Here is an 11,630-nt window from a genome sequence, read left to right as displayed (position 1 = left end):
ACAAAGGTCGTCTGAAAACGTTAGCAAAACCCGCTAAGTCCGTTTTCAGACGACCTTTTTCTGTAAATTAAAATAAGCAGGCAGATATTGTTTTTCCGTCAGGTATTGATGGTTAACCTACCGTCGTTATTTCCGTACGGCTGGGAATTCGGAAATTTGAAGTTGCAGCAGCTTTGAGATATTTCCGCAATGCAGAGACCCGGATTCCCGCCTGCGCAGGAATGACGGCAACGGCGGTTTCAGACGACTTTTATGGGCTGATGATAAAGTTTATCCGGAAGTATGAAAACAGGTCGTCTGAAACCCCAAACCCGTTTTCAGACGACCCCGATATTTATTCTTCCCAGTCCTGCGTTTCTTCCGAATCGCTCTGACTGCCTTCCATGACGGATTTGATTTCTTGGAAGAGGGCGCGGAAGTTTTTCGGCGGTTTGTTTTGTTCCTGCTCTTTTTTCGTGTTGCGGATTAAGGTGCGTAATTTGCCTGCGTCGGCATGAGGGAAGTCCGCCATGAATTGGGTGATTGCGTTGTCGTCCGCCAAGAGGCGCGTGCGGGCTTGTTCGACGCGTTGCAAGAAGGCGTTGTGGGCGGTATTTTCGCCGCGCAGTTTGGCGAGGAAGGCTTCGATGGGCGCGGGGTCGGTGTCGCGCATGAGCCTGCCGATGAATTGGCTTTGGCGTTTGAGCGCGCCGTTGGACGTGATTTTTTTGTAGGTAACGACGGCTTCGTACAAGTCTTCGTCCAAGCCGATTTTTTTCAGCGTATCGGTCGAGAGTTTGGTCAACTCCATGCCCAAAGCCTGCAAATCGTTCATCTGCTTTTTCATTTGGGTTTTGCTGACCCATTCTTCTTCGTTTTCAAACATTTTGATAAACCTTTAATTTTGTTTCGGGTATTTTAGCACGTTCGGGCAGGTTTCACGTCAACGCCCTGTCGAAACGGCGTTTTCAGACGACCTTTTGTTTCCGGCGGCGGTATTTTTGCCGAGGTCGTCTGAAAACGGTTAAAATGCCGCAAACCTCTGTCAGGAAACCTTTTATGCTGTTTAACCACACCGCCTCCGAGCTGACCGGCTTATGCGGACACGCCTTGGATTTGGCAAAAAACATGGGCGCGGCGGCTGCCGAAGCCGACTTTAGCGAATCCATCGGACAAAGCGTCAGCGTACGGCTGGGCGAAATCGAACAAATCGAGTTCCAGCAGGATAAATCGCTGGATATTACCGTGTACGTCGGCAAACGCAAAGGCCGCGCCAGCACCGCCGACTTCTCCGAAAAAGCCTTGCAAGACACCGTCAAAGCCGCCATTGACATCGCCCGCTACACCGCCGAAGACGATTGCGCAGGTCTGGCAGAGGCTTCACTGATGGCGCAACACGTCGGCGACCTCGACCGTTACCACGAATGGGATTTAAGCACGGAAGCCGCCATCGAGTTGGCAAAACAATGCGAACAAGCCGCCCTGAGCGCGGATGAACGCATCGAAAATTCCGAAGGCGCAGGCGTTCAGACCGGACATTACCAATACGTTTACGGCAACACCCACGGTTTTACCGCCCACCAACAAGGCACGCGCCACAGCATTTCGTGCAGCATCGTCGCAGCCGACGAAAACGGCATGCAGCGCGACTACTGGTACGATGCCGCCTGCCGCCATCAAGACATGGACAGCCCCGAGCAAATCGGCAAAACCGCCGCCGAGCGCACCTTACGTCGTCTGAACAGCCGCAGCATCCCGACAGGCAGCTATCCCATCCTCTTCGATACCACCGTCGCAGGCGGGCTTATCGGACACCTCGTCGGCGCACTCAGCGGCGGCGCGCTCTACCGCCAAAGCAGTTTCCTGATTGACAGCATAGGCAGAAAAGTCCTGCCCGATTTCCTCAGCCTGCGCGAAGAACCGCACATTCCCCGCGCCTTCGGCAGCACTTATTTCGACTCCGAAGGCGTCGCCACGCAGCCGCGTTTCGTCATCCGCGACGGCATTGTCGAAGGTTATTTTCTCAGCAGTTACAGCGCGAGAAAACTCGGTATGCAGACCACGGGCAACGCCGGCGGCGCGCACAACCTTTATTTGCACCATACGCACGAAACGCAGTCCGATTTGCTAAAAGAAATGGGTACAGGATTGTTGGTTACCGAACTGATGGGGCAGGGCGTGAACACCATCACGGGCGACTACTCGCGCGGCGCGGCAGGTTTTTGGGTGGAAAACGGCATCATCAGCCACCCCGTCCAAGAAATCACCATCGCCGGCCGCTTGCAGGATATGTACCTCGGCATCGTCGGCACTGCCAACGACGCGCTGCGCCGCTCTTCCAACAAAATCGGTTCGGTGCTGATCGAGAGCATGACCGTGGCGGGGGAGTAGGTTTTACCCGGTTATTAAAAAGGTCGTCTAAAAACGGCGAATGTTTTTTCAGACGACCTCAGATTGATTATTACGAAAGTTTTTTCATGCACGTTGCCGTTATTCCTTCTTGGTATCCCAAAACTGAAACCGATGTGGACGGAATCTTTTTCCGTCTTCAAGCACAAGCCTTGCAGCGAAAAGGTTTGAAAGTCGGGGTGATTGCGCCGATGTTCCGCTATTTGCGCGTCCATACCAAATCTATTTTTACCGGTCCGTACGGCATCCGGAAACACAATCAGGGCGGGTTGAATACCTACGCTTACGACAGTATGTATTTTTTCCCCCGTTTTCCTGTTATTGATTTGGACCGCATCCGCTGGGTGCGCGCGGGGATGAAGGCATTTGCGCGGTATGTGCGTGAAAACGGCCGCCCCGATATTGTTCATGCACACTCCATGAACTACGCGGGCATCCTCGCTTACGAAATTTATAAGACTTACGGTATTCCCTACGTCATTACCGAACACAGTAGCACCATTACCCGCAACCTCATACGGCCTCACCAATGGCCGATCATGCGCCTCGCTGCCGAACATAGTGCCGCGCGTTTTGCCGTCAGCCGCGATTTCAGCCGCCTGCTGAAGGAAAAATACGGTTTGGAATGGGAATACCTGCCCAACGTACTGGGCGACAATTTCGCACGGGATTTCACGTTTCCCGATAAAGGAAACCAAGACTACACCTTCTGTACCGTTTCGCATCTGCGCCATCTGAAAGGGCATGACCTCCTGCTGCCGGCCTTTGCGAAAGCATTGGAAAAATATCCTTTCCTCAAATTGAAAATCGGCGGGGACGGCGTGGAAGCCGCCAATTTGCGCCGTTTGGCACAAGAGTTGGGCATTACGCATGCCGTCAGCTTCCTCGGCGCGCTCACTACGGACGAAGTATTAGATTTGATGCGCCAAAGTGACGCTTTCGTCCTTGCCAGCCGCACGGAAACCTTCGGGGTCGTGTTTATTGAAGCGTTGTCTCAGGGCTTGCCCGTCATCGCCACCATGTGCGGCGGTCCGCAATCTATCGTTACGCCCGAGAACGGTATTTTGGTGCCGACCGAAAATATCCCCGCGCTTGCCGATGCATTGATTGAAATGTATGAAAATCGCGGACGCTTCGATCATGAAAAACTGCGTCGAGATTGTTTGGCGGAGTTTAGCGAGGAGGTTATCGCTTCAAGCTTAATCCGCACATTTGAACAAATCGTCGGAGAAAAGCAAAAGCAACCTTAAGCTTTGCTATAAAGCCAACTGGAGCATCAGTTTTCCGCCGTCTTGGCATCCGTTTAATCCGTTTCCTTTTCAGACGACCTTCAAGAACAAAGGTCGTCTGAAACACTGTTTACACACTACATAATGTCTCAAACCAACCTCCCGTCCCGCCGCCTTTCCGTCGCCCCCATGCTCGACTGGACAGACCGCCACTACCGCTACCTCGCCCGCCAAATTACCCGCAACACATGGCTTTACAGCGAAATGGTCAATTCCGGTGCCATCGTTTATGGCGATAAAGACCGCTTTTTGATGTTCAACGAAGGCGAGCAGCCCGTCGCCCTGCAACTGGGCGGCAGCGCCCCGTCCGATTTGGCGAAAGCGGCCAAAGCCGCCGAAGAATACGGCTACAACGAGGTCAACCTCAACTGCGGCTGCCCCAGCCCGCGCGTGCAGAAAGGCTCGTTCGGCGCGTGTCTGATGAACGAAGTCATGCTGGTTGCCGACTGCCTCAACGCCATGCAGGACGCGGTCAAAATCCCCGTTACCGTCAAACACCGCATCGGCGTCGACAGGCAGACCGAATACCAAACCGTCGCCGATTTCGTCGGCACGCTGCGCGACAAAACCGCTTGCAAAACCTTCATCGTCCACGCCCGCAACGCATGGCTGGACGGACTCTCCCCCAAAGAAAACCGCGACGTTCCGCCGTTGAAATACGATTACGTTTACCGCTTGAAAAAAGAGTTTCCCGATCTGGAAATCATCATCAACGGCGGCATCACCACCAACGAAGCAATCGCCGGACACCTGCAACACGTTGACGGCGTAATGGTCGGACGCGAGGCGTATCACAACCCGATGGTCATGCACGAATGGGACAGGCTGTTTTACGGCGATACCCGCAGCCTGATTGAATACGCCGATTTGGTGCAGCGCCTCTACACATACAGTCAAGCCCAAATCCAAGCCGGACGCGACACAATCTTGCGCCACATCGTCCGCCACAGCCTCGGGCTGATGCACGGCCTGAAAAACGCCCGCACCTGGCGGCGTATGCTTTCCGACGCGACGCTGTTGAAAGACAACGACGGCAGCCTGATTCTCGACGCGTGGAAAGAGGTCGAGCGGGCGAACGTATGGGAATAAAGCGATTTTCTCAAACATCAAACACGTCGTCTGAAAACAGATTCCTTTTTCAGATGACCTTTTTACCTTTTGAATCCATCCCTATGATGAAACGAACCATACCGATTATCTTCTCAGCCTTCCTGCTTGCCGCCTGCCAAGCCTCGTCCACTCAAGAAACACGAACCATGAATACCCGACTTTGGGCAGTATCCGTCAAGCAAGATGCCAACCTTTACCGTATCGACGACAAACTCTACCGCAGCGAACAGCCCGTCCCCGAGGACGGCGAAACCATTTCACAGCAGGGTATCAAAAGCGTCGTCAATCTGCGCTTTTTCGACCGCAATGACGACGACTATCTCAAGCAATACGGCATCAACATCATCAACCGCCCGCTGCTGTCGTGGAACGTCAAACCTAAAGACATCGCCGAAATCCTGTACCTGATTGAAAAACAGCAACAAAACGGCGCAGTCCTCATCCATTGCTACCACGGTGCGGACAGGACGGGGCTGATTGCCGGAATGTACCGCATCCTTTACCAAGGCTGGCAGATTGAAGAGGCAAAAGCCGAAATGCAGCACGGTCCCTACGGTTATCACAGCATTTGGAAAAATATCGCCAACCTGTTTACCGAAGCAAAAGTACAGGAAGTCAAAAACCATTTGGAACGCCTGCGCAGCAACGAACGGAATGCAGTATCGGGGCAATAACGCTGACTTATACATCCAATACCGACTCTGGCTGCCAAGCTGATTTTTAGAGACAACATATTTATTGGTGCATTATTCCCGCTCAGACGGGAATCCATCGGAAATCTTCAATTCAAAATTAGATTCAATCCTATGAGGAATGGCGGTTAACAGCGGGCGTCGTATCAAAAAAATAAGCGTGTCAGCCGTATATAAAAAGGTCGTCTGAAAACCTTATCCATCAGGTTTTCAGACGACCTTTTAATATAGTGGATTAAATTTAAATCAGGACAAGACCGACGAAGCCGCAGACAGTACATATAGTACGGAACCGATTCACTTGGTGCCTCAGCACCTTAGAGAATCGTTCTCTTTGAGCTAAAGCGAGGCAACGCCGTACTGGTTTAAAGTTAATCCACTATATCTGCGGCCTTATCAGGCGATTCAGTTCAAATCACAAAATCCATCGCCGTACCCTGCAAACTCTGGTCCATGTCCGCCGATGGGGTTTTGACCGAACGCCCCACCGGTTTGGCAGGCACGCCGACGACGGTGATTGACGACGGTACGTCCGCAACGACCACGCTGCCTGCGCCGATTTTGGAATTGTCGCCGATGCGGATGTTGCCCAATATCGAAGCGTTCGCGCCGATCATCACGCCGTCGCCGATTTTCGGATGGCGGTCGCCGCCTTCCTTGCCCGAGCCGCCGAGCGTTACGCCGTGCAGGATGGAAATATTGTTGCCCAACACGGCGGTTTCGCCGGCAACGAAACCGGTGGCGTGGTCGAGCATCAGCCCATGACCGAAACGGGCGGCGGGGTGAATATCGACGCCGAAGACTTCCGACATACGATTTTGCAGGAAATACGCCAGCGTTTTTCGGCCGTTTTGATAGAGCCAGTGGTTGATGCGGTGCGCCTGAATGGCGTGGAAACCTTTGAAATACAAGAGCGGCAGCGAATATTCGTCGCACGCGGGGTCGCGTTCGTAAATGGCTTTCAAATCGGCTTCGACGCAATTGCTGATGCGCGCGTCGCTGCCCAATGCCTGCTGGTAGATTTCAAACAGGGCGCGCACGTCCATAATCGGGCTGCCGAGTTTGCTGGAAAGGTGGTAGGCAAGGACGGAATCGAGCGAATCGTGGCGCAATACGGTTTGGTGCAAAAAGCTCGCCAGCATCGGCTCGGCTGCGGCTGCGGCTGCGGTTTCTTCGCGGATGGTATGCCAGAGGTTGAAATCGGTTGTGTTCAGGTGGTCTTTTTTCATGTCGGGGGTCGTCTGAAAATAGGATGGTATCGGTGTATCTTACCTTTTATCAACGATTTGCGATAGCGCATTGCGGAATATGCTTATGATGGTTTCCGTGTGCTTGAAGTTTTTTCAGACGACCTTATATAAAGTAGCATTCGATTCAAACCATTCCAAAGGATGCACGAAATGAGCGAACATCACGAACAATATCAACACGAAGCCGAAGAGACGGTAAACGCAGAAGCCGCCCAAAACCCCAATACCGAACAACCCGAAGCTGCCGAACCGCCGACTTACGAAGAATTGCAGGCGCGTATCGCCGAGTTGGAAGGACAGTTGAAAGACAGCGAACTGCGCGGTTTGGCGAACGAGCAAAACCTGCGCCGCCGCCATCAACAGGAAATCGCGGATACGCACAAATTCGCCGGACAAAAATTCGCCGCCGAAATGCTGCCGGTCAAAGACTATCTCGAAATGGCGCTGCTCGACCAAAGCGGCAATTTCGACGCGCTGAAAATGGGCGTGCAAATGACGCTGAACGAATTGCAAAAAGCGTTTGACGCCACGCACATCAAAGAAATCAACCCGCAGCCCGGCGACAAACTCGACCCGCACCAACATCAAGCGATGCAGGCGGTCGTCAGCGAGCAAGAGCCGAACACCATCGTCAGCGTCATGAAAAAAGGCTACACCCTGTCCGACCGCGTATTACGTCCCGCAATGGTTGTCGTGGCGAAACAAGAATCCTGAAGGCACCGCTTGATAAAGTTTATCAAGCATAAAATTTTCAGACGACCCTTCCCCGTCCCTCAAGCTCCAATCCCACTTTTGGAAAATCATTCCGATGATGCCCAATCAGAAAAGAAAGACAAGGTCGTCTGAAAAACAAAATACCATCCTGTGGATAAATAGTTTAGCTTTTTGAATTTTATATAAAAAAAATTTCAACAAAACCCTTGAAAAAATATCGGGCAACCTTATTTACAGGTCAACGGAACAAAATGTTCCACACAATTATTAATTTAGAAAAATCTTTTTAGGAGCAACATCAATATGGCAAAAGTAATCGGTATCGACTTAGGTACAACCAACTCTTGTGTATCCATCTCTGAAAACGGTCAAACCAAAGTTATTGAAAACGCAGAAGGCGCACGCACTACGCCGTCTGTCGTCGCTTATCTGGACGGCGGCGAAGTCCTCGTCGGCGCACCCGCCAAACGCCAAGCCGTAACCAACGCTAAAAACACCATCTACGCTGTAAAACGTTTGATCGGTCATAAATTTGAAGACAAAGAAGTCCAACGCGACATCGAATCCATGCCTTTCGAAATCATCAAAGCCAACAACGGCGACGCATGGGTGAAAGCGCAAGGCAAAGAGCTGTCTCCTCCGCAAGTTTCCGCAGAAGTCCTGCGTAAAATGAAAGAAGCCGCCGAATCTTATTTGGGCGAAAAAGTAACCGAAGCCGTAATTACCGTTCCGGCCTACTTCAACGACAGCCAACGTCAAGCCACCAAAGACGCAGGCCGCATCGCCGGTTTGGATGTAAAACGCATCATCAACGAGCCGACCGCAGCCGCTTTGGCATTCGGTATGGACAAAGGCGACAACAAAGACCGCAAAGTAGCCGTATATGACTTGGGCGGCGGTACCTTCGATATTTCCATCATCGAAATCGCCAACCTCGACGGCGACAAACAATTCGAAGTATTGGCCACCAACGGCGACACCTTCTTGGGTGGTGAAGACTTCGACCAACGCCTCATCGACTACATCATCGCCGAGTTCAAAAAAGACCAAGGCATTGATTTGAAACAAGACGTGATGGCATTGCAACGCCTGAAAGAGGCTGCCGAAAAAGCCAAAATCGAATTGTCCAGCGGCCAGCAAACCGAAATCAACCTGCCGTACATCACCATGGACGCAACCGGCCCGAAACACTTGGCAATGAAAATTACCCGCGCCAAATTCGAGAGCCTGGTTGAAGACCTGATTGCCCGCTCTATCGAGCCTTGCCGCACCGCATTGAAAGATGCCGGCTTGAGCACCAGCGACATCGACGACGTGATTTTGGTCGGCGGTCAAAGCCGTATGCCGAAAGTACAAGAAGCCGTGAGAGACTTCTTCGGCAAAGAGCCGCGCAAAGACGTGAACCCTGACGAAGCCGTTGCCGTAGGCGCAGCGATTCAAGGCGAAGTATTGAGCGGCGGCCGCAGCGACGTATTGCTGCTGGACGTAACCCCTCTGTCTTTGGGTATCGAAACCATGGGCGGCGTGATGACCAAGCTGATTCAGAAGAACACCACCATCCCGACAAAAGCGTCGCAAGTGTTCTCTACCGCCGAAGACAACCAAAGCGCAGTAACCATCCATGTACTGCAAGGCGAACGCGAACGCGCTTCCGCCAACAAATCTTTGGGTCAGTTCAACTTGGGCGACATCGCACCCGCACCGCGCGGCATGCCGCAAATCGAAGTAACCTTCGACATTGACGCCAACGGCATCCTGCACGTTTCCGCCAAAGACAAAGGCACAGGCAAAGCCGCCAACATCACCATCCAAGGTTCTTCAGGTTTGAGTGAAGAAGAAATCGAACGCATGGTGAAAGATGCCGAAGCCAATGCTGAGGAAGATAAAAAACTGACTGAATTGGTCGCTTCCCGCAACCAGGCCGAAGCCCTGATTCACTCCGTGAAAAAATCTTTGGCCGACTACGGCGACAAACTCGACGCAGCCGAGAAAGAAAAAATCGAAGCTGCGTTGAAAGAAGCCGAAGAAGCCGTGAAAGGCGACGACAAAGCCGCCATCGACGCCAAAGCCGAAGCGCTGGGTACAGCCAGCCAAAAACTGGGCGAAATGGTTTACGCACAGGCACAAGCCGAAGCCCAAGCAGGCGAAAGCGCACAAGCCGAGCCGTCTTCAGCCAAGAAAGACGACGACGTAGTAGATGCCGACTTTGAAGAAGTAAAAGACGACAAGAAATAATTGAGGTCGTCTGAAAAAAGCGCGAATCGTAAGGTTCGCGCTTTTTGTTTGAATTATTTATAGTAAAAGGTCGTCTGAAAACTTTTCAGACGACCTTCTGCCTATCTGTTGCCCTGTGTGTGGAAACATAAGAAAATAACCTTATTTTTCAAACCATCCAATCAAAGGAAACCTTCATGACGACATTCCCCATCGCGCGCGCGGGCGATAAGACACTTGAAATCCAAGGCAAAATGGCAAACCGCCACGGCTTGATCGCCGGGGCGACCGGTACGGGTAAAACCGTGACCCTGCGCCGTATGGCGGAAGCCTTCAGCAGCGAGGGCGTTCCCGTATTTTTGGTTGACGTCAAAGGCGATTTGTCGGGCATCGCGCAAGCGGGTGCTGCCAGCGGCAAGGTGGGCGAACGCATTGCCGAGTTTGGCTTGGGCGAGCAATGGCTGCAAAGTTTCCCCGTGCGCTTTTGGGATGTTTACGGCGAAACCGGCATTCCGGTGCGCGTAACCGTTTCTGAAATGGGCCCGCTGCTGCTGGCTCGTTTGATGAATTTGAACGACACGCAGGAAGGCTTGTTGAACCTTGTGTTCAAAGTCGCCGACGACAAAGGCTGGCACATTCTGGATTTGAAAGACTTGCGCAGTATGCTGAAACACGTTTCCGACCACGCTTCGGAATACCGCACGCAATACGGCAACGTCTCTGCCGCCAGTATCGGCGCGATTCAGCGGCAGCTTTTGACGTTGGAGAACGAAGGTGCGGAAAAATTCTTCGGCGAGCCGTCGCTCAACCTGCAAGATTGGATGCAGACCGACAACGGCAAAGGTGTCATCAACGTTCTTAATTCGGAAAAACTGATGCGCTCGCCGCGTATGTACAGCGCGTTTTTGTTGTGGATGTTGGCGGAATTGTTTGAAACCCTGCCCGAAGTCGGCGATTTGGACAAACCGAAATTCGTGATGTTCTTCGACGAAGCGCATTTGATGTTCGACAACGCCGCCAATGCGCTGGTGGAGCAAGTTGAGCAAGTCGTGCGCCTGATCCGTTCCAAAGGCGTGGGCGTGTATTTCGTGACCCAAAACCCGCTCGATTTGCCCGACACCATCCTCGGACAGCTCGGCAACCGCGTGCAACACGCCTTGCGCGCATTCACGCCGCGCGACCAAAAAGCGGTCAAGGCCGCTGCCGAAACCTTCCGCAGCAACCCGAATATCAAAGTTGCCGAAGCGATTGCCGAACTGGGTGTCGGCGAAGCACTCGTTTCCTTCCTTGATGAAAAAGGTATGCCCGAACCGGTAGAACGCGCGCTTGTCCTGCCGCCGCAATCTTCCTTGACCCCGCTTGCCGCCGAAGAGCGCAACCGCTTGTTCCAAAACGATGATTTGTATCCGACCTATAAAGACATGGTGGACAACTATTCCGCCTTTGAAGCCTTAGCCGAAGCCGACAGTCAGGCTGCGGCGGAGAAAGAGGCGGCAGCAGCGGCAAAAGAGCAGGAAAAAGCGCAAAAAGCCGCTGAAAAAGAAGCCGCCAATGCCGACCCCGGCATACTCGGCGGACTGCTCGGCGGCTTGAGCGGCGGACGTAAAAAGTCAGGACAGGGCTTGGGCTACAACGTCGCCGACGCTATCGGCAGCCAAATCAACCGCCAAGTGACCAACGCCATTTCCCGCAGCGTGATGGGCATTATTAAAAATATGTTTAAAAAATAAGGCGTAAAAAGAAGGCAAAGGTCGTCTGAAAGCCTGAAAATCGGTTTTCAGACGACCTTTTATATTAATTCAAAAAATATACCATCATGCCCGCGCAGGCGGGAATCCAGGCCCGCCCGCACAGAAACTTATCGGGTAAAACGGTTTCTTTAACTTTACGTTCTGGATTCCCGCCTGCGCGGGGATGAGGGAATTTGATGACATGCTGGATTTATAGTCAATTAAAATCAAAATAGGACAGTA

General features: G+C 52.5%; 9 protein-coding genes. 7 read left to right on the top strand and 2 right to left on the bottom strand.

What is annotated here, in order from left to right; translation table 11 throughout:
- Window positions 1-334 precede the first annotated feature (334 nt).
- Window positions 335-865, bottom strand: coding sequence for a ribosome biogenesis factor YjgA (gene yjgA / locus HMPREF2954_RS01800; RefSeq protein WP_045074575.1), 531 nt, complete (start codon window positions 863-865; stop codon window positions 335-337).
- Window positions 866-1,038: 173 nt separating this feature from the next.
- Between yjgA and pmbA the strand changes: the two genes are divergently transcribed.
- The 4 genes from pmbA to HMPREF2954_RS01780 all read left to right on the top strand — a co-directional run bounded on the left by pmbA (window position 1,039) and on the right by HMPREF2954_RS01780 (window position 5,461).
- Window positions 1,039-2,370: a metalloprotease PmbA gene (gene pmbA / locus HMPREF2954_RS01795; protein WP_045074577.1), complete on the top strand. Its 1,332-nt coding sequence runs from the start codon at window positions 1,039-1,041 to the stop codon at window positions 2,368-2,370.
- A gap of 86 nt (window positions 2,371-2,456) precedes the next feature.
- Window positions 2,457-3,638 (top strand): glycosyltransferase, encoded by a 1,182-nt coding sequence (locus tag HMPREF2954_RS01790; protein WP_045074579.1) that lies wholly within the window; start codon window positions 2,457-2,459, stop codon window positions 3,636-3,638.
- 123 nt (window positions 3,639-3,761) lie between these two features.
- Window positions 3,762-4,766 carry a tRNA dihydrouridine(20/20a) synthase DusA gene (gene dusA, locus HMPREF2954_RS01785; protein WP_045074581.1) on the top strand — a complete coding sequence of 335 codons (1,005 nt, stop codon included), beginning with the start codon at window positions 3,762-3,764 and terminating at the stop codon, window positions 4,764-4,766.
- An 83-nt stretch (window positions 4,767-4,849) separates the two neighbouring features.
- The gene (locus HMPREF2954_RS01780; RefSeq protein WP_197067789.1) at window positions 4,850-5,461 is read left to right on the top strand and encodes a phosphatase domain-containing putative toxin; all 612 of its coding nucleotides are present in this window, start codon (window positions 4,850-4,852) and stop codon (window positions 5,459-5,461) included.
- A gap of 428 nt (window positions 5,462-5,889) precedes the next feature.
- Here HMPREF2954_RS01780 and cysE read toward each other — a convergent pair whose 3' ends face one another.
- Window positions 5,890-6,708 carry a serine O-acetyltransferase gene (gene cysE, locus HMPREF2954_RS01775; RefSeq protein WP_003759048.1) on the bottom strand — a complete coding sequence of 273 codons (819 nt, stop codon included), beginning with the start codon at window positions 6,706-6,708 and terminating at the stop codon, window positions 5,890-5,892.
- Between the two features lie 171 nt (window positions 6,709-6,879).
- On the opposite strand from cysE, the gene grpE reads away from it, so the two are divergent.
- The 3 genes from grpE (at window position 6,880) to HMPREF2954_RS01760 (ending at window position 11,387) form a co-directional block, all read left to right on the top strand.
- Window positions 6,880-7,443, top strand: coding sequence for a nucleotide exchange factor GrpE (gene grpE / locus HMPREF2954_RS01770; RefSeq protein WP_045072375.1), 564 nt, complete (start codon window positions 6,880-6,882; stop codon window positions 7,441-7,443).
- A gap of 303 nt (window positions 7,444-7,746) precedes the next feature.
- Window positions 7,747-9,678, top strand: a complete 1,932-nt coding sequence (gene dnaK, locus HMPREF2954_RS01765) for a molecular chaperone DnaK (RefSeq protein ID WP_003768126.1) — start codon at window positions 7,747-7,749, stop codon at window positions 9,676-9,678.
- A gap of 176 nt (window positions 9,679-9,854) precedes the next feature.
- A complete protein-coding gene (locus HMPREF2954_RS01760) occupies window positions 9,855-11,387 on the top strand; it encodes a helicase HerA-like domain-containing protein (RefSeq protein WP_003776064.1) in 1,533 nt (510 codons plus the stop codon).
- Window positions 11,388-11,630: the final 243 nt, after the last annotated feature.

The sequence above is a fragment of the Neisseria sp. HMSC067H09 genome (assembly GCF_001814135.1).
In the GTDB taxonomy this organism is placed as follows: domain Bacteria; phylum Pseudomonadota; class Gammaproteobacteria; order Burkholderiales; family Neisseriaceae; genus Neisseria.
The sequence above is the reverse complement of the archived record's forward strand: the minus strand, read 5'-3'. Positions and strand labels throughout refer to the sequence as shown.

Bases quoted from the DNA above. Each gene is read 5' to 3' on its own strand.
- yjgA (WP_045074575.1), bottom strand. From the start codon at position 865: ATGTTTGAAAACGAAGAAGAATGGGTCAGCAAAACCCAAATGAAAAAG.
- pmbA (WP_045074577.1), top strand. From the start codon at position 1,039: ATGCTGTTTAACCACACCGCCTCCGAGCTGACCGGCTTATGCGGACAC.
- HMPREF2954_RS01790 (WP_045074579.1), top strand. From the start codon at position 2,457: ATGCACGTTGCCGTTATTCCTTCTTGGTATCCCAAAACTGAAACCGAT.
- dusA (WP_045074581.1), top strand. From the start codon at position 3,762: ATGTCTCAAACCAACCTCCCGTCCCGCCGCCTTTCCGTCGCCCCCATG.
- HMPREF2954_RS01780 (WP_197067789.1), top strand. From the start codon at position 4,850: ATGATGAAACGAACCATACCGATTATCTTCTCAGCCTTCCTGCTTGCC.
- cysE (WP_003759048.1), bottom strand. From the start codon at position 6,708: ATGAAAAAAGACCACCTGAACACAACCGATTTCAACCTCTGGCATACC.
- grpE (WP_045072375.1), top strand. From the start codon at position 6,880: ATGAGCGAACATCACGAACAATATCAACACGAAGCCGAAGAGACGGTA.
- dnaK (WP_003768126.1), top strand. From the start codon at position 7,747: ATGGCAAAAGTAATCGGTATCGACTTAGGTACAACCAACTCTTGTGTA.
- HMPREF2954_RS01760 (WP_003776064.1), top strand. From the start codon at position 9,855: ATGACGACATTCCCCATCGCGCGCGCGGGCGATAAGACACTTGAAATC.